This is a genomic window from Peptostreptococcus porci (assembly GCF_009695815.1).
Taxonomy (GTDB): domain Bacteria; phylum Bacillota; class Clostridia; order Peptostreptococcales; family Peptostreptococcaceae; genus Peptostreptococcus; species Peptostreptococcus porci.
The window spans coordinates 112,311-131,175 of the sequence record NZ_VUNE01000005.1 but is presented as its reverse complement, the minus strand read 5'-3'; the positions used below and the strand labels follow the sequence as shown (position 1 = coordinate 131,175).

General features: G+C 32.0%; 18 protein-coding genes and 1 tRNA gene. 16 read left to right on the top strand and 3 right to left on the bottom strand.

Annotation, left to right across the window (positions count from 1 at the left end):
• Positions 1–6 precede the first annotated feature (6 nt).
• The 13 genes from rpmF to FYJ71_RS09240 all read left to right on the top strand — a co-directional run bounded on the left by rpmF (position 7) and on the right by FYJ71_RS09240 (position 11,771).
• Positions 7–186: a 50S ribosomal protein L32 gene (rpmF, locus tag FYJ71_RS09300; RefSeq protein ID WP_091993663.1), complete on the top strand. Its 180-nt coding sequence runs from the start codon at positions 7–9 to the stop codon at positions 184–186.
• A gap of 130 nt (positions 187–316) precedes the next feature.
• Positions 317–1,318: a phosphate acyltransferase PlsX gene (gene plsX, locus FYJ71_RS09295; RefSeq protein ID WP_154538594.1), complete on the top strand. Its 1,002-nt coding sequence runs from the start codon at positions 317–319 to the stop codon at positions 1,316–1,318.
• Positions 1,308–3,284, top strand: coding sequence for a fructose-1,6-bisphosphatase (locus FYJ71_RS09290; RefSeq protein WP_154538593.1), 1,977 nt, complete (start codon positions 1,308–1,310; stop codon positions 3,282–3,284). Before plsX ends, FYJ71_RS09290 begins: the two co-directional genes overlap by 11 nt.
• Before the next feature lie 58 nt (positions 3,285–3,342).
• The gene (locus tag FYJ71_RS09285) at positions 3,343–3,681 is read left to right on the top strand and encodes an Asp23/Gls24 family envelope stress response protein (protein WP_154538592.1); all 339 of its coding nucleotides are present in this window, start codon (positions 3,343–3,345) and stop codon (positions 3,679–3,681) included.
• The gene (gene nusB, locus FYJ71_RS09280) at positions 3,674–4,180 is read left to right on the top strand and encodes a transcription antitermination factor NusB (protein WP_154538591.1); all 507 of its coding nucleotides are present in this window, start codon (positions 3,674–3,676) and stop codon (positions 4,178–4,180) included. Before FYJ71_RS09285 ends, nusB begins: the two co-directional genes overlap by 8 nt.
• Positions 4,181–4,233: 53 nt before the next feature.
• Complete coding sequence (locus FYJ71_RS09275; protein ID WP_154538590.1) at positions 4,234–4,599, top strand: NusG domain II-containing protein; 366 nt, start codon at positions 4,234–4,236, stop codon at positions 4,597–4,599.
• An 8-nt stretch (positions 4,600–4,607) separates the two neighbouring features.
• On the top strand, positions 4,608–5,273 hold the full coding sequence (locus FYJ71_RS09270; protein WP_154538589.1) for a uracil-DNA glycosylase: 666 nt from the start codon (positions 4,608–4,610) through the stop codon (positions 5,271–5,273).
• Positions 5,274–5,392: 119 nt separating this feature from the next.
• Positions 5,393–5,489: transfer RNA gene (locus FYJ71_RS09265), tRNA-Sec, on the top strand.
• Positions 5,490–5,641: 152 nt separating this feature from the next.
• Entirely contained in the window at positions 5,642–7,300 is a 1,659-nt protein-coding gene (locus tag FYJ71_RS09260) for a cell wall-binding repeat-containing protein (RefSeq protein WP_154538588.1), read from the top strand.
• A 16-nt stretch (positions 7,301–7,316) separates the two neighbouring features.
• Entirely contained in the window at positions 7,317–9,134 is a 1,818-nt protein-coding gene (locus FYJ71_RS09255) for an aminotransferase class V-fold PLP-dependent enzyme (RefSeq protein WP_154538587.1), read from the top strand.
• 190 nt (positions 9,135–9,324) lie between these two features.
• Positions 9,325–10,599 carry a double-cubane-cluster-containing anaerobic reductase gene (locus tag FYJ71_RS09250; RefSeq protein ID WP_154538586.1) on the top strand — a complete coding sequence of 425 codons (1,275 nt, stop codon included), beginning with the start codon at positions 9,325–9,327 and terminating at the stop codon, positions 10,597–10,599.
• 115 nt (positions 10,600–10,714) lie between these two features.
• Complete coding sequence (locus tag FYJ71_RS09245; protein WP_154538585.1) at positions 10,715–10,972, top strand: DUF3343 domain-containing protein; 258 nt, start codon at positions 10,715–10,717, stop codon at positions 10,970–10,972.
• Between the two features lie 13 nt (positions 10,973–10,985).
• Positions 10,986–11,771, top strand: coding sequence for an acyl-CoA dehydratase activase (locus FYJ71_RS09240; RefSeq protein ID WP_154538584.1), 786 nt, complete (start codon positions 10,986–10,988; stop codon positions 11,769–11,771).
• A gap of 141 nt (positions 11,772–11,912) precedes the next feature.
• Here FYJ71_RS09240 and FYJ71_RS09235 read toward each other — a convergent pair whose 3' ends face one another.
• Positions 11,913–12,749 carry an SH3 domain-containing protein gene (locus FYJ71_RS09235; RefSeq protein ID WP_154538583.1) on the bottom strand — a complete coding sequence of 279 codons (837 nt, stop codon included), beginning with the start codon at positions 12,747–12,749 and terminating at the stop codon, positions 11,913–11,915.
• Between the two features lie 207 nt (positions 12,750–12,956).
• Between FYJ71_RS09235 and FYJ71_RS09230 the strand changes: the two genes are divergently transcribed.
• On the top strand, positions 12,957–13,664 hold the full coding sequence (locus tag FYJ71_RS09230; RefSeq protein ID WP_321131147.1) for a tRNA threonylcarbamoyladenosine dehydratase: 708 nt from the start codon (positions 12,957–12,959) through the stop codon (positions 13,662–13,664).
• A gap of 174 nt (positions 13,665–13,838) precedes the next feature.
• Here the strand turns inward: FYJ71_RS09230 and FYJ71_RS09225 are convergent, their stop codons facing one another.
• Positions 13,839–14,705, bottom strand: a complete 867-nt coding sequence (locus FYJ71_RS09225) for a ComEC/Rec2 family competence protein (RefSeq protein ID WP_154538581.1) — start codon at positions 14,703–14,705, stop codon at positions 13,839–13,841.
• A 159-nt stretch (positions 14,706–14,864) separates the two neighbouring features.
• Between FYJ71_RS09225 and FYJ71_RS09220 the strand changes: the two genes are divergently transcribed.
• Both FYJ71_RS09220 and FYJ71_RS09215 read left to right on the top strand, forming a co-directional pair.
• Positions 14,865–15,770 carry a DUF2156 domain-containing protein gene (locus FYJ71_RS09220; protein WP_154538580.1) on the top strand — a complete coding sequence of 302 codons (906 nt, stop codon included), beginning with the start codon at positions 14,865–14,867 and terminating at the stop codon, positions 15,768–15,770.
• A 14-nt stretch (positions 15,771–15,784) separates the two neighbouring features.
• The gene (locus FYJ71_RS09215; protein WP_154538579.1) at positions 15,785–16,972 is read left to right on the top strand and encodes a GNAT family N-acetyltransferase; all 1,188 of its coding nucleotides are present in this window, start codon (positions 15,785–15,787) and stop codon (positions 16,970–16,972) included.
• Between the two features lie 148 nt (positions 16,973–17,120).
• On the opposite strand, the gene FYJ71_RS09210 is transcribed toward FYJ71_RS09215, so the two are convergent.
• Positions 17,121–18,626 (bottom strand): cell wall-binding repeat-containing protein, encoded by a 1,506-nt coding sequence (locus FYJ71_RS09210; RefSeq protein ID WP_154538578.1) that lies wholly within the window; start codon positions 18,624–18,626, stop codon positions 17,121–17,123.
• Between the last annotated feature and the right edge of the window lie 239 nt (positions 18,627–18,865).

Sequence of the window (18,865 nt, the reverse complement as noted above, 5' to 3'; positions counted from 1 at the left end):
GTCTTCATGGCAGTACCAAAGCGTAGAACATCTAAATCTAAAAAGAATATGAGAAGAGCATCTAATTCAAAGATGGTTCCAGCTGGTTTCGTTGAATGCCCACAGTGTCACGAACCAAAGTTAGCACACAGAGTGTGTCCTACTTGTGGAAGTTATAACGGAAAAGAAGTAATAGCTGTTGACTAATTAGATTTTAGAAAAAAATGATATTTATGGAATTTATTCCAACAACGAATACATCGAGTTGATTCAATTGAATTGATTTGATGTATTTTTTTGTGTTATAATTGATATAGAAAATGTTTTGGAGGCAAATATGAAAATTGTTATAGATGGAATGGGTGGAGATAATGCTCCATACTCAGTTGTAGAAGGTGCCTGTATGGCAGTTAACGAATATGGTGTTGATATAATAATAACTGGGGATGAAAAGATAATTAAAGAAGAGTTGAATAAGTATGACTGTGACAAAAGCAAGATAGAAGTCGTGCATACTACAGAGGTAATAACAAACGAAGAAAAGCCTGTTACAGCGATTAGAAGAAAAACTGATAGCTCGATGGTTGTCGCATTAAAGATGGTAAAGGATAAAAAGGCAGATGTCGTTATTTCAGCAGGTAGTACTGGTGCACTACTAAGTGGAGGGGTGTTTATTATTAAGCGTATAAAAGGAATAAGTAGACCCTGTATATGTGCAGGTATGCCTACAATGGAAGGCGGATTTACGCTGATATCAGATACCGGTGCCAATGTTGATTGTAATAAGCAAAATTTAGTAGACTTTGCCAGAATGACTGATATTTATGCAAAAAAAGTACTGGGAATCGATAATCCTAGAGTTGCGCTTGGAAACATAGGTACAGAAGATGGCAAGGGCAACGCACTGGTAAAAGAGGTTTTTGATGAATTAAAGGGAATGGATGGAATTAATTTTATCGGAAATATGGAAACCAGAGAAATCCTTAATGGAGTTTGCGATATTGTAATATGTGATGGGTTTATTGGTAATATAATAGTGAAGACGATGGAAGGTAGTGTTCTGTCTTTATTTAAGAAACTAAAGGAAGTGATGACAGCATCAACCAAATCAAAAATTGGAGCTCTTTTGATGAAGGGCGAATTGAAAAAACTTAAGGAGCTATTAGACTATTCATCATATGGTGGAGCACCGTTCTTAGGTGTTGATGGTGGGGTAATTAAAGCCCATGGTAGCTCCAATGCTGTTGCGATCAAAAATGCAATCAATCAAGGAATAAAGTTTTATAATGGAAATGTATTGGAAGAGATAAGGAATTTCGGAGGATTAGATGAACAATAATTATTCGTTAGATGAACTAAATTCAAAATTGAAATATTTAAAGCTACTGGCAAATCAGTATCCTACTATCTCAAAAGCAAGTAGTGAAATAATAAATCTTGAGTCAATTCTAAATTTGCCAAAAGGTACTGAACACTTTTTGTCGGACATACATGGCGAGTATGAGCCATTTGTTCATGTTCTAAAGAATGGCTCGGGTGTAATTAGAAGAAAAATAGACGAGTTATTTACGAATACTATGAGAGATTCGGAAAAAAAAGCACTGGCGACTTTGGTATATTATCCAAAAGATAAGATGGAATTGGTCAAAAAAAATGAGAAAAATATGGAGGATTATTACAGAATTAGTATTTATAGGCTGGTTGAGCTTTGTAAATATTGCTCTAGTAAGTATACTCGCTCGAAGGTTAGAAAGCTGCTTCCCGAAGACTATAGCTATGTTATTGAAGAATTACTTCATGAGCATAGAAAAAGCGAGCACAAGGAGGAGTATTATATATCGTTAGTCGAAACGATAATAAATCTTGGACAGGCTGAAGATTTTATTGTTTCTATATCTACAGCAATTCAGAGACTTGTAGTTGATAGATTGCATATCGTCGGTGATATATATGATAGAGGTCCTAGACCTGACGTAATTGTAGATTGGCTGATGAATCATCATTGTGTGGATATCCAATGGGGAAACCACGATATATTATGGATGGGAGCAGCGGCTGGAGAAAAAACTTGTATTGCGAATGCATTAAGAATTTCTTCAAGATATGCAAACCTTGATATCATAGAAGATGTATATGGAATAAATCTTCTGCCACTTGCAACCTTTGCGATGAAAATATATGGAAATGATCCTTGTACAGAATTTATGCCAAAAATAGACAGTGAAGAGTTTAATATTAATGAGATGCCTTTGACAGCAAAAATGCACAAGGCTATAAGTATCATTCAATTTAAACTAGAGGGAGAAATAATATCAAACCATCCTGAATATGAAATGGAACACAGACTATTGTTGGACAAAATAGATTATAAAAAAGGATTAATAACGATTAAGGGGAAGCAATATACGCTAAAGGATTCAAATTTTCCTACAATCGATCCTGAAAAACCGTATGAGCTGACAAGTGAAGAAGTTGAAATAATGGAAAAGCTTGTAAAATCATTTAGAGGAAGTGAAAAGCTTCAAAAGCATATAAATTTTATGTTCTCAAAAGGAAGCATCTATTTGAAGTACAATGGAAATCTTTTGATTCATGGTGGAGTACCTCTTAACGAAGACGGTAGCTTTATGGGAATGAAGCTGAAGGGCGTGATGTACAGAGGAAAGGCTCTTTTGGATAAAATGGAATCATTAGTCAGAGAAGCATACTTTGAAAATGACGTAGAGAAGAGAAAATACGGTGTTGATTTATTCTGGTATTTATGGACCGGGAAATGCTCTTCATTATTTGGTAAAGACGATATGACGACATTTGAAAGATATTTCATCGAAGATAAGGAATCACATATTGAAAACAAGAATCCATATTTTAATTTGAGGGAAGATATGGAGGTTTTGAAAAGAATATTTGATGAGTTTGATATGGATTTTGATGAAGATCATATCATAAATGGTCACGTGCCAGTAAAATACAAAAAAGGAGAAAAACCTGTAAAGGCAAATGGAAAGGTATTTGTTATCGATGGTGGATTTTCTAGGGCATATCAGAGTAAAACTGGGATGGCTGGCTATACATTGATATATAATTCTAGAACCCTGCAATTAGTAGCGCATGAGCCGTTCACATCAAAAGAAGATGCAGTTGAAAATGAAAGAGATATCATATCATCATCCGTATTAGTTGAACACAAGTTGGAGAGAAGAATGATAAAAGATACCAATGATGGTGAGCAATTAGCTGAAAAGGTAGAAGATTTGAAAAAATTGCTGGCTGCCTACAAAATTGGTTTAATCAAAGAAAAATAATTTGCAAAACGTGAGTTATTTTGGTATTATTGTAAAAGAAGAAGTATGGAGGTGTGATATGGAAAATTTAGGTCAAGTTAAAATATCAAACGATGTAATACAAACTATTGCCGGTTTTGCCGCTTTAGAAATTGAAGGAATAGATAAATCGACATCATTTACGGATAAGCTTTTTAAAAATCATGGAATAAAAGTTAATATAGAAGATGATATGGCTATAATAGACGTTGACTTATCCGTTAAATTTGGGGAGATAATCCCAGAGGTTTGCTATAAGGTCCAAGAAAATATTATCAACGCTGTAGAAACAATGGCTGGATTAAAGGTTTCACAGGTGAACATTAATGTTGATAGTATAGGAACAAAAAAGGAAAGAGATAAAAAAGAAAATGAGTAATCCGAGAGATTCGATAATACAGAGAATGGTTTCTAGAGAAATCTTCATGAAATATTTATACCAAAAAGCTATTTCAAAAGAAGCATGGCAGAATATTTTCAATGATTTTTGTGAATTTGTACCAAAGATAGAAGAAGATGTTTTGGAGCTTTACTATGAAAAAGGTGGTAAAGAGATAGACCAGCTTGAAAATTTTAGAGAATTGACTTTGGATGGTGGTTATTTAATGAATATTTCTGATGCTATTGAAGATAATATTGATGAAATAGATTTATACATTAATAAATATGCGAGAAATTGGAGTGTTGAAACATTGCCAGCGGTTGACGTTTCAATTTTGAGAATCGCCATTGCAGAAATAGCGTATATGATTGATATACCGAATAAGGTTGCTTGTAATGTTGCTGTCGATTTGGCAAAAAAATATTGTGATGATAATTCATACAAATATATTAATGGTATACTTGGTAGTGTGACATCAGAAACTGAAAAAAAATAAAAATCAAAGGACTGAGTCAATGATTCAGTCTTTTTTTAGAATGAGGGTATAAAATGAAAAAAAAGGATATTATAGTTATTTTTGTGGTAGCCATAGCAATAATTTCATCTATTCTCGTCAATAGGAGTTTAAATTCCAGTCCGGCTTCGACAGTACAGATATATGTGGGAGATAAATTATATAAAGAGTTACCAATTAACAAAGATACGACTATTACACTTGATAATAGTGGTAAAAATATAATAAAAGTTCATAATAATGGTGTTGAAATGATTGAGGCAAACTGTCCTGATCAAGTTTGTATAAAAACAGGCTTCATTTCTAAACCTGGGCAGAGTATTGTATGCCTGCCTCACAAAGTAAATGTGAAAATCGTTGGAGAAAGTAGTGAATCAGATAATGATATTGAGGTAAAGTAGGAGGGGCTATGGTTCATTTAGATAATGATTGGGATGAAATACTAAAAGACGAGTTTAAAAAAGAGTACTATCTTAAATTGAGAGAGTTTTTAAAGGCGGAGTATAGAAGCAGAGAAATTTTTCCAAATATGTATGATATTTTCAATGCCTTGAAGTTGACTTCATATAAAGATACGAAGGTATTAATTTTGGGACAGGATCCATATCATGACATCGGACAAGCTCATGGCTTAGCATTTTCTGTGAAACCGGGTATAAAAACACCACCATCATTACTTAATATTTATAAAGAGATAAAGGATGAATATGGTTATGATATTCCGAGTAGTGGATATTTGGAATCTTGGTCGAAACAAGGGGTATTACTGTTAAATACAGTTCTTACTGTAAGGGCACATCAAGCGAATTCACACAAGAATATGGGGTGGGAGATTTTTACTGATGAGATAATAAAAATATTGAACAGGAGAGAAGAGCCAGTAATATTTGTATTGTGGGGTGCAAATGCCAGAAGTAAAAAACAATTTATTGATACGAAAAAACACTTTGTGCTTGAAGCTCCTCATCCGAGTCCGTTATCTGCTCATAGAGGTTTTTTTGGTTGCAATCACTTTAAGAAGATAAATGACATACTCGGTTCTTTGGGGAAGGATGCAATAGACTGGAGAGTATAGAATAATTTCGATTATACTAATTACTATTTAATATAGATATTTTCTATATATTGATATGATATTTATAGATAAATTATCTTGATTTTTTTAACAAACTATGGTACTATTAATAGGTATTCGGGAGTGAATGGGTGCTGGTGTGCCCTCTAGTCTTCAAAACTAGTATGAGGGGTTAGTAGCCTCTTGGGTGAGTTCGATTCTCACGCATTCCCGCCAATAGTTTTTTATCTACGACTTTGTCGTAGTTTTTTTATTTTTAAATATTTTTGTGTTTATTTTGCTATTATATTTACATTCTAATAGAATTTATGGTAAAGTATAGTTGATTTAATAAATCAATATCAATCAAAAATATTTTGGAGGCAAAAATGTTAGTCAATTTTATTAGAAAAAATTTCATTAAAGGTTTATTTTTATCTCTTACATTTATAGTATCATTTTGCGTAGATTCTAAAGCAGATATATCATTATATAGAATTGCCGGTGAAGATAGATATGAAACAGCTTCAAAAGTAAATGATAGATATAAATATAATTATAATTCAGAATATGCAATTATTGTTAATGGAGTAGATTTTAGGTCATCACTATATGGTAGTTATATGGCATCATCTTTGAGAGCTCCTTTATATGTAATAAATATGAATCAAGGTATTACACAAGATAAGGCTGAACAGTTAAGTGATATTGGGATAAAAAAGCTTTATGTTATTGGTGATTTTCCAATGAGAGAATTCGATGGCAATTTACCATTTGAAATAAAGTTTTTTTCTGGAAATTCATCAAATGGGTGGTCAGATACTTTAGAGTTAATAAATGATGAGATTTTTAATATATTAAATTTCAGTAATAAGGCTATTGATTTAGAAGAAATAACAAATAGTACTATTTTGATTGATGATAGTAAGTTTCCAGATTTACTTTCTTCAATACCGTATACATCTTCTCTATTACGAACTAATATGATGAAATTAGGTAATTATAAAAAGTTTTACAAGAATTCAGACAAAAACTTTGGTGTAATAGTCGGTGGTATTAATTCAGTTCCTAAAGATTTTAAATCTAGAGCTGAAACGATTAGTCTTTCAGCTCTTAATAATAGGGGTATTCAAGATCATCAATATGATGGAAGGATAGTATTTGGTAGAATTTCTGGTGAAGATAGATATAAAACTGCAGTTGAAATTGCAAATTCACAAAAATTATTAATGTCTAACAGAATCGAATCTGCTATTATTGTAAATGGCACAGAATATCCAGATGCGTTGGCATCTGGAAGTGTTGCATATTTTGAGAATGGTGTTATTCTTCTTACAAACCCACAAAAACTTGATGCAAACACAAAAATGTTTCTAATTAATAACGGTATTAAGAAAATTTTTATAGTAGGTGGAGAAAATTCAGTTTCTAAAAAAGTAGAAAATGAATTAAAAAATTTAGACAATACAAACTATGTAGTATCTAATTTAGAAGAGAAAATAATTTTAGGTGCAAAAAAAATAGACCAGTATGAGGCAAACGCTCCTATGGGGTGTGAAGCATCCTCGTTATTGATGGGACTTCACCTAAAAGGCTATGCCCTTAACAAAAATATTGATGTTTTTCTAAGAGAAATGCCGATTGCAAAAGATAATAATCCAAATCATGGTTTTGCTTCTACACCGTTCAAATATGTTAAAGGTGTATATCAATCTATTCTTCCAAAACCAATGGCAAAGTGGGGGCAAAATTACGGTAATGTTCAAGATATCTCTGGTGCATCACTTGGAAAATTAAAGCAAGAGATAAGATTGGGTAATCCAGTAGTTTTTTTTGGAACTGCAGAATTTAAATCACCAAAGTATCATGATTATTTCTGGGGAAAAAATGCAGTAGACAATGCTCATGTTATGCTGATGGATGGATATAGCAAGGGGCAAATACATGTTGTAGATCCGGCTTTTGGTGGCAAAGACGGATATTGGGTAGATGAGAAAAAATTTGAACAAATATATGGTATAAAAAAATATGCAGTAGTAATTAGATGATGTGGAGGTGATTTTTATGGAGTTTGCCGCATCCTTCAGTGGTGGAAAAGATTCTATTTTAGCTATAAAAAAAATGCTTGATAGAGGTCATAGGCTTGTTGCTTTGATTGTTTCAACTGTCGAAAACGAAGACGTATCTTGGACTCATTCAATAGAGAAGGAGTACTTTATAGAAGTTTCGAAAATCTTAAAATGTGATGTTTTGTTTACTGATTCAAAAATAGATAACTATGAATTACGGTTTGAAAATTCACTTAGAATTGCAAAAAAAATAGGTGCACAATTCTGTATTTTTGGAGACATAGATATCGAAAAACATTTAAAGTGGAATAAAGATAGATGTGATAACGCTGGATTGGAATGTATTCATCCATTGTTATTTGCGAATAGATTGGACATATTAAATGATTTTTTTAATACAAGATTTTTGGCAAGAATAACAAAAGTGAATACATTAAAATTGGATGAGTCTTTTGTAGGACGATTATTGACGCCTCAGATTATTGAGGAATTTTCAAATTATGATATTGATTACTGTGGAGAAAATGGAGAATACCATACTCTGATTGAACTAAATTCAATTAGATCTGAATTTTCAGATGACAAAATGATTTTTGATAATGGCATTAGTCTGAACAATATTACAGCTTCAAATAGTCATGATGCTTCAAGTAACCATATTTTTTCGGAAATATATATGGATAATGCGTCGACTTGTTTTCCAAAAGCACCTGGAGTTGCATCAGAAATGATGAAATATATCGATAATTATTCTTATAGTATTAATAGAGGCACATTTATCAAATCTTATGAATTACTAGGTAAAGTAATTGATATAAGAGAAAAAATCATGAATTTTTTCAGTATATCAAGTGAATATGAGTGTATATTTACACCCTCAGCAACATATTCGTCAAATCAAATTCTTTCTGGTTTGATTTTTGATGGTGATATATTGATAACCGGACAGAGTAATCATAATTCAGCATCAAGGATTATATATAATCTAAAAAACAAAGGCGCAGTAATTAAGCAATTATCATCAAAAGAAATATATGATTATATTTGCGATGAGCACACGTTTGGTAATGGTAAGGCTAAGGCAATATACATTACTGTGACAAACAATGTTACAGGTGAAATGTTTATGGAAATTGATAAATTAAAAAAACTATCAAAAAAATGTACAGAGAAGAATGTGATTTTGATTTTAGATATTGTGCAATCTGTCTGTGAGAATATAATTGATTTCTCTGAAATATATGCGGATGCATTTATATTATCACCACACATTGGGCTTATGTCATCCGAAGGGCTGGGTATTAGTATTTTATCAAAAAAAATAATTGGAGATATTGTCCCAACTGTTTTTGGTGGTACTGGGAGTAAATCTGATTCTGATGAAATGCCTCTTTCTTCACCGGATAAGTTCGAGGTGGGAACACTTAATATAGCATCTATAATTGGAGTTAGCAGTGCAATAGACTATATTGATTTTATAGGTGTAAAAAGCATTGTTGAAAAGAAACACTTAATAGGTAGATATTTGAGAGACGAATTATCAAAAATAAATGGTGCAATGGTGAAAGGCGAAGGATCTTTCTGTCTGTTAAATATAGATGGATGTGATATGTCAACAATCAGTTTCTTTTTAGATAGTGATTATGGAGTGCAGACAAGAGTTGGTATTCATTGCTCACATGAAACTCATAGGAATATATATACATTTCCAGATGGAGGAGTAAGATTTTCAGTTGGTTTTTTTAATACTAAAGAAGAAGTTGATAAGGTTGTTGATGCTGTGAGATATCTTGTATCTCAATATAGATATTGATTTTTCTTCCAGTTGTAAGACTAAAAATAAAATATATAGATAATACCTATTTAATAGTTTGTAATAATAGAAAATATGAATATGTAGAATGATTTAGATTTATTTATTTTTACCCCCTTATATGTTAATATAAATCTGATGAGAATGTTTTCTTATCCTAATTTATTAAACGTTTAAGGGGGATAGTTTTATGGCAGATTACAGAGAAATGTGGAAAAGTCTTGGTATGGATTTAGAAACTCACGATGTGCTATGTGATGTTTTACCAGTGGCTTTCACAGATGTTTATTTATCACAAGAAAATAGACCGGAAAATATGGGATACTATGATTTCGTTGTTTCAGAAATTCACGGTGTGAGACCTGCAGAATTGATTGAGGCTCAGAAAAATGGTAAAAAAGTTTTTGGTACGTTTTGTATATTTGTTCCAGACGAAATAATATTTGGTGCAGATGCAATAGCGACTGGTCTTTGTGGTGGCTCACAGTTTTGGGTTCCAGGTGGAGAAAAGGTTCTTCCTACAAATACATGTCCACTTATTAAGGCATCTGTTGGGGCAAGGCTTGATAGAACCTGTCCATTTTTTAGAATAGCCGATATGTACATAGGTGAAACTACTTGCGATGGAAAGAAAAAAGCGTGGGAAATTCTTGGTGAAGACGTTCCAATGCACGTTATGGATCTACCACAAATGAAAAGAAGAAAAGACTACAAGGCATGGGCTGAAGAAATAATGACTTTGAAAGCTACAGTAGAAGAATTTACAGGAAACAAAGTCGATAGTGAATCTCTAAAATCATCAATAAAGCTGATAAATGATAAAAGAAGGGCACTTGCAAGATTGAGTGAATTCAGAAAGAATAAAAATATTCCAATTTCTGGTAAAGACTGCTTATTAATCTCTCAAATTGCTTTTTATGATGATCCAACAAGATTTGCACAGATGACAAATGCGCTTTGTGATGAACTTGACCAAAGAGTAAAAGACAATGTAAGTGTATTCCCAGCTGGAACAAAGAGAATTTTGATTGCAGGAACTCCATTGGCAATACCGAATTGGAAACTACATAACATCGTTGAAACTTCAGGCGGTGCTGTAGTTTGTGAAGAAATGTGTACAGGTACTAGATACTTTGAAAACCTTGTTGATGAATCAAAGGAAACATTAGAGGAACAGGTTGATGCATTGGCTGAAAGATACATGGGAATCAACTGTGCTTGCTTCACACCAAACAATGCTAGAATTGACGATATAATCAGACTTTGCAAGGAATATGACGTGGATGGTGTAATAGACGTAAACTTGAAATTCTGTAATTTATACGATACAGAAGGATTTATTGTTGAAAGAGCGCTAAAAGATGCTGGTATTCCTGTTCTTGGAATTGAAACTGATTACACTGATTCAGATGTGCAGCAATTAAGAACTAGAATAGGTGCATTTATTGAAATGCTTGGAGAATAATGATAAAGTTTTTTATTTATTAAGTTAAAGAAATAGTTTCGATGTAATAGATTTAAGACAAGATACATAAAGTATAATTGTTTTAAAAATAATTGATAAATTAATGGAGGAAGAAATGGATAGAATATTCTATATTTTGTTTGAAAATCATGAAAATGGCTTAAGGCTTCATAAGCTACTGAGAGCGAGTGGATTGAAAGCAACAATTTCACCTACTCCAAGATCGCTATCGAAGTGCTGTGGAATCTCTTTGATGATAGACGAAAGTGAGCTTGAAAAGGTAAAAAAAGTCATTGAGGAAAATAATGTCGATATTTTATCCATTGATTCCATTGAAAAGGATATAAATCCAAATAGAGATAGATATTGTTAGTGGAGGTACTACTATGATTTTCGTAGGAATTGATATAGGCTCTACTGCTTCAAAGGTTGTTGTGAGAGGAGATGTATCAAGTGAATTTGTTATGCCGACAGGTTGGAGTAGTAAAGAAACTGCCAAAATAATTAAAGATGCTTTATTAAACGACAATATTGATGTTGAATCGAATGATGTTATAGTGGGAGCAACGGGATATGGAAGGGTTGCAGTAGATTTTGCAGATTATGTTGTTACAGAAATAACTTGTCATGGATTGGGCGGATATGAAATTGCAGGCAAAGACTGTACAATTATTGATATTGGTGGTCAGGATACAAAAATTATCAAAATAGAAAACGGTATTGTAACGGATTTTTTGATGAATGACAAGTGTTCTGCTGGAACAGGGAAGTTTGTTGAGATAATGGCAAATAGACTCGGAGTGGACATTAACGATCTGTTTAATATGGCGATGACTGGACAGATATTGCCTATCAGCTCTCTTTGTACAGTTTTTGCAGAGTCGGAAATTATCAATTATATCGGCGAAGGTCGAAGTAGAAAAGATATTGCTGCAGGGGTTGTAGATTCTGTAGCCGGAAAAGTAGCACAACTATTTGGAAAGTTTGCGAATTCTGAATATGTTATTTTGACAGGTGGATTGAGCTCAAATAAGTATTTTGCTGATTCAGTTTCTAAAAAGATAAGAATACCTGTAAATACATCTGAGTATGGAAGATTTGCTGGTGCTCTTGGTGCAGCAAGGAATGCGGAAAAAAAGTACAATAAAGAAAGAAATGGGGCTGACTCATAAGAGCCCTAAATAAAACACACGCCCACATTCTCCATGTATGGAAATGAATGTGTAGCGTGTATTTTTATTTGTGCTCTCTTTATGAGTTTTGTATAGCTTAACTTGGGGCTTTTGGGGCAGCCTAAAAAAATACAACCAATTTTATCTTATAGAACCATTCATAGTATTGTACGAAATCCATCCAGCATCAGTTTTACACCAGGTTCTATATGCTGATTCAACATATATATCGTAAATATATACACTGCTTCCCCTAGATATTGATCCGATGACTGGGGATGATTTGCTTGGACCTGATCTTACATTAGCCTCTCCAGAAGTTATTGTCTGGTATGTACCAACTATACCACTTGGATTATGAACAGGCTGAGATTGGACAGTAATATCTCTTGTAACAACGACTTGTTTAATTTCCTGTTCTGATTTTCCAGACACTTTTTTCATAAGGTCAAGAGCACTCTTATCGTCGCTAACAATTGATAGATAATCAGATAATAATGATGAAGCCATCGACTTATTGCCTGATTCTATCATCATATTAGCTTTTTTTATAATGTCTTTTTTTACAAAATCAATCTGTTCAGATGCCGTTTCGTAGTTCTTTTGGTCTTCCATAGGAACTTTCTTGTACATGATTAAAGCCTTAACTAACTCACCCTCATCTTGATAACTTTTTGCTTGCTCTAAATTCTTTTTGCTTTCATCTAGGATATCAAGTTGTTTACCCTTAGTTTTGTAATCAACACTTCCAGTTTTTGTGTATAATTCCTCATAAATTTTTTTTGCTTCAGAGTATTCCTCAGCACCAATAAAGCTTTCTGCCTTTTTTTCAAGTGATGATATATCCATTTTTTTCTTTATAAAAAATCCACCGACAATACAGATAACAATTAGTATTCCGATGATTGGATAGATGATTTTTTTATTTGATAAAAATGAGTTGCCAACGATTTCATCATCATATTGATTATTTTTCATATAAAATTGCCTCCTATAATTATTTTGATTTTATATAACTTAATTATACATATATTCTTAAAAATTTTCAATTTAAATAATGAAATAATAAAAAAAAGAATTGTGGTTGGTTGACAGATATTAAATATGTTTATAAAATAGTTTGTAGATTCAAATTTAGACTTGAAAATAGAAGAACTAGCATTAAAAAGAAAGGGCTAACCGATGATAAGAAATGATTTTAAGCAGAGGACTGAAATAGTCGTTGGAAGCGAGGCTATAGATAAGTTAAGAGATGCCAATATCCTAGTATTTGGAGTAGGTGGAGTAGGTGGTTTCGTGGTAGAATCACTAATAAGAGCAGGAGTGGGCAATATAACTATTGTCGATTTTGATAAAGTAGATGAGACAAATATCAATAGGCAGATTATCGCTTTAAACTCTAGTGTTGGAAAAAATAAAGTAGATGTAATGTATGAACGGGCACTTGATATCAATCCAAATTTAAATATAAGGAAAGTATGCGCTCTATTGACAGAAGAAAATTGCTCTGATTTTTTGTGCCAAGATTACGACTTTGTTGTTGATGCGATAGATATGGTAAAATCAAAATTAGCATTAATAAAAGAATGTGATAACAAAAAATTAAGGTTGATTAGTTCAATGGGAATGGGTAATAAGCTAGATCCTACAAAAATTGAAATTTCGGATATTTATAAAACTGAAATGTGTCCATTGGCAAAAATAATACGAAGAGAGTCAAAAAAAATGGGAATAAGGAAGCTAACCGTAGTTTATTCCAAAGAAAAACCATCAGAAACAGGTGTTGATGAAGCTGATGGTAAAAAAAAGAGAGTAAATGGCAGTGTATCATTTGTTCCATCTGCTGCTGGATTGATTATAACTTCATATATAGTAAGAGAGCTAATCAAGTAATAACATATATCGAAAAAAGCAAATTAAGTTGTCACAATAATTAAACAAACCAAATCAAATAACTAGCTTTAATTAAAAAAACATATTAAGTGGCTACATTTATTAAAATATATTAAAAAAACTAATCAAACTAATCAAATGGATTTATATACATTAATGCCATTGGTTAAGCGGTTATTCATATTTTTCTTTGGAGTAAATGCCTTTGTCAGTAAAATAGAATGTCATGTTTCCATTTATATCAGTTCTGTATATCCTTGATTTATATTTGTTTAATGTGTTTAAGGTTTCTTTATGTGGGTGACCATATCTATTCCCATATCCACAAGATATTGACGATATTTTAGGAGTCAACTCCTTGATAAAATTTTCAGAGGTAGATGATTTGCTTCCATGATGAGCTACCTTTAAAAAAGAGGTATTTTCTAGGTTATATAAATTTAAAATACTATCCTCTACTTCTGAATCAATATCGCCTGTAAAAATCAGCTTGTGTCCTAAGCATCTTAATGAAAATACTATTGAGTTTTTATTTATTTCTTCAGAGTCTGTTATTTCGGACTCAATTTCGTATTTTATATCACTATATATTGGTGACAAAAAATCAATTGTTGTTTCTGCTCCGAGTTTGAAACTGACAAAATTGTTAATTACAGATGGTTTTATACCTTTATTTTTACACGAGCCGATAAATTCATAGTAGTCCTGATGTGATACAACACCTGGAGGCACAAAAACATTAGAAATCTTAAAAGTGTTTATTATTTTATCCATTCCTCCTATATGGTCCTTATCAAAATGAGTTGCAACGATAATATCAATTTGATTAACACCTGAAATTTTCAGTTCTCTTATTACATTTCTTGCATAAATATCTTCGCCTGCATCTATCAAAATAGACTTTTTGTCAGGTGTAATAATCAATGTGGAATCTCCTTGATCAACATCAATAACATGAACCTCAAGTGCTCTATCTTTTGAACAAGAGGTCGTAAATATTAATATAGCAATAACAATTATATATTTGAGAATTTTTTTCATAAAAAACGTTGTCTCCTATTAAATCGTAACTTTTTGGTTTACTTTTTATAAAAAAGGGTATATCATAATTATATGAATATAGTCAAAATGATAGTAAAAATGAACTAGATTTTTAAAATTTTAATAATTTATTTGATATAATAACAGGGAGATGTAATAATGGAATTTAAAGAAATAAATATAGAATCAAAGGAGGTATTAGATAAGTATTTTGAGATGGTCGATTATGAGGCCTGTGAGTACTGTTTTAATACATTGTTTATGTGGCAGCATGCGTATAAGACTTGTTACCATATTGGAGATGGCTTTGCCGTTTTGGTAGGTGAGCATGAAGGAGAAATATTCTCGATATTACCATTGGCACCAAAGGAAAAGATTCCAGAAGCAATAGAGTATGCAATAAATTGGTTTGATACCGATAAAAATAAGGTATATTTTAGAGGTATTGATTCAAGTGTTGTGGCAATGCTAAAGGAGCTTTATCCAGGCAAGTTTGACTACATTGAGGAAAGAGATATATTTGATTATGTGTACGATGCTGAAAAGATGAGAACTTTGAAGGGTAGAAAGTTGAGTGGTAAGAGAAATCATATAAACTTCTTTACAAAAGAATATGAAGGTAGAATTGAGAGAAGGCTTCTGAATGAAGAAGATTTTTCAGCCTGTTTTAGCTTGTTGAACGAATGGAATGAGACAAAAAATGGAGATGAAGATTTTGAAAACAGCATAGACGATGAGTACATCGGCATGAAGAAGCTTTTCGATAATTATGATAAAATTAAAGATAGGTTAAAAATATATGGTATCTTTATTGATGGAAAGCTACAGGCTTTCAGTATGGGTGAAAAGATAAATGGCGATATGGCGTTAATTCATATAGAAAAAGCGAATGCAGACATTAGAGGATTGTATCCATATATCAATAAAATGTTTGTGTCTGATATATTCCCAGATGTAAAATGGGTAAACAGAGAAGAAGATATGGGAGTTCCTGGTTTGAGAAAGGCAAAGCTTTCATATTATCCAGAAAGGTTCGTTGAAAAATATACGGTAAGAGAAATATAGTCACGAGGTGTCATATGGAAATTAGATTATGTAAAAAAGAAGAAATCAATCAGGTAAAAGATATCTGGAAATACTGCTTTGAGGATAGTGAGGCTTATGTTAATTTCTACTTTGATAAGAAGTTTAATCATAACAACGTAATGGTATCAAAGGATGGAGATAGGCTTATTTCTTCTATTCATCTGAATCAGCATGATATATTGATGAATGGTAAGAAATTTAATACTTCATATGTGGTTGGTGTTTCCACTTTACCGGAAGCAAGAGGTAGGGGAATCATGAACGATATGATGATGGAATCATTGAAGGAAATGCTGAGAAGAGGACAGAGCATTAGCATTTTGATGCCGATTGATTTTAGACTATATACTAAATTTGGATTTTCAAACTGTTATGATATGATTTTAAATAGTGTGGATATTTTTGAACTCAAAAAATTCAGATATGTTGGCAACTTTAAAAAGGCAACGGCAAAAGATGCTTCTGAATTGAAAAATATTTATAGTTCGGCTGTATCTGATTATAATGGATTTGCTTTAAGAGATGAAGCCTATTTTCTTGATTTGATTGAAGAGATGGGTGCGGATGACGGAAACATATATATTAACTATATTAATGGAATACCATCCGGCTATATCGTCTACTCGATTTCAGGTGGAGTGTTCACAATCAGAGAAATTTATTCAATAGATATTACGTCGTACAAATCTATTTTAAAGTTTGTATTTAATCATAATACACAGTGCAAAAGAGTAGAAATGATGAGCAAAATTGATGATCCACTCAGATTTTTGTTGGATAATCCAAAGGATGCTACGTTTGAGATTAAACCTTTTATGATGGCTAGGATTATTGATTTTAAGAAATATATTAATGATTGTGGATTTATTATAAGAAAAAGCTCAGACGAAGAGAGTATTCTAATAAAGATTAATGATGAATATCTAACTAATAATGATAAGGTATTTAAGCTGGTGAATAAATCAGGGATTTTATTTGTAGAAGATAGCTGTAGCCAGGAATATGAAATTGAATTAGATATTTCTGAAGCCACAAAAATTTTCACTAAATATTCTAGTATAGATGAAGCTTTAAAATTGAGAGAAGATTATTTTTCTGTGAGAGAAAATGGATTGAAGGATAGACTTGAACGTTTATTATCTTTTTCTAAAGAGGTAAACCATATTAATGAATATGTGTAATAAAATAACACGATGCATGTGACAAAACTATAATAGCAGATATTAATATATAAAAATTAAAATTTTTTCAATACAAAAAGCTCGCAAAATTGATATTCACCTACTTGTGTATTTCAATTTGCGAGCTCTTTGTATTCAGTTCGATGTATCAATATTCAATATAGTAGATTGGATTATTTTTCTTATTTGCGAAGGAACCGCCTACCGAAAATCCGCCAACTGAATAGAATCCGTTGCTTGGATCCCAAATTGTATAAGCAGAGAGTGCTTTTCTCATGATTTCTTTTTCATCGTCAGTTAGTGAAATAGTTTTATATTTTCTATCTGTAAGTATAGAGTCTCTTTCTGATCTTACGTAGTAGCTTGCAGGAATGTTATAATTCTTTTCGCAGTCTTCAGTCGCCCATGTTATGGCAAGATGATCCAAAGAGCCATCTTTATGGTTTACAAGCTCTCTTGATAGTGTCTTTAACACAACATTGTTGTTACTTTTTATTATGGAATCAAGATGCTTCATAACATCGGTTTTTAAAAGTCCCTTATTTATATAACCAAGGTATGTTATATTTTCTTTGTTCACGCCAAGTGTTGATAGTGCTAATTCAAATTCCTTATTTCTAGCTGTTGCAATTTTTTCAGAAGAAATAAGTGGTTTCCCCTCTGATTTTAGACGTCTGTTTATGTCTTTGATGCTACTTGTTCTTGAACCATCAGTGAAAAGTATTACCCTTACATTGTCTCCGTTCATGACATCTCTATAAATATCAATTCCAACCTGCAAAACCTCATCGTCTTGATGTGGAATCAGGTAAAACACATTCATCCTAATTTTTACAAGTCCTCCAACTATAGCATCAACCTTGTATTTTTTTAAATCGACATTAGACGCATCATTATTGCACAATAGTATTGTTGCATTCTTTTTTTCTGATAAGCTTGTTGAAGCCAGAGAGTCAATCACATTTTCTCCACTGGTTAATATCACGTTATTGCTTCCAGATTTCTCAACTAAAAGCTTTGATGTTTCATATCTATCATTTCCAGAAATTCTTGTTATTTCGAAGTATGGGTCAACAATTTCGGAAACACTGTTTTTTCCACCGATAATGGTTAACTTTTTTACTCCAGTGTTTTTTAGATTTTCGATAATATCAGATCTATTATTGTCGTTTATATAAACCAGAGTGCTATTGTTGTTTCTGGCATAGGAAGCAGCGATAATTCCATCTGTGATATTCGAAACCAATACGGCAGAATCATTTTTGTAGTCATAATATTTAGGCAGATTTTTCACTTCACAATTGTATAGATTTACTTTTGAGTTGGAGTAAATCTCTGATGTTTTAAGCCTGCTAAGTTCGTTTATTAGTGCAGGCTCGGATTCAGAGCTATAAAATAGCAATGGTGCTTTATATTTTGCACTTGCATTCAATGCATCAACAGTTTCCTCAAGATTGCTTGGGTCTGTCAGAATTACTTTTTTCGAACTTGAATACACGTCTTTTGAAAGCTCAATTGATGTTTCAAACCTATCTTTACCGTGAATTCTCCTGTAGTTTTGCCTTGAATATTTTTCTGCGTGCGAAGAACAAGCAAAACCAAACACGATGACTCCACTTACAAATATTGATACTATTTTTTTATTAATCTTCATATGATACCCCTTGTCAGTGCATAATAATTCATATAGAATTTTTAACAAAACTCTATATGAAATATTATACAACAATATTACTTTGAATTGGTAAAAATTATAAAAAAACAGTTAGTAACAATTCACAAAGTTGAAGTATTTTTATTTTTGGTACTTTCAATATTTTTGATTCGACGCATGGAAATATAATCAGTATTTTTTTCGTAAAAATGCCTAAAAATAATTAGAAGGCAACTATT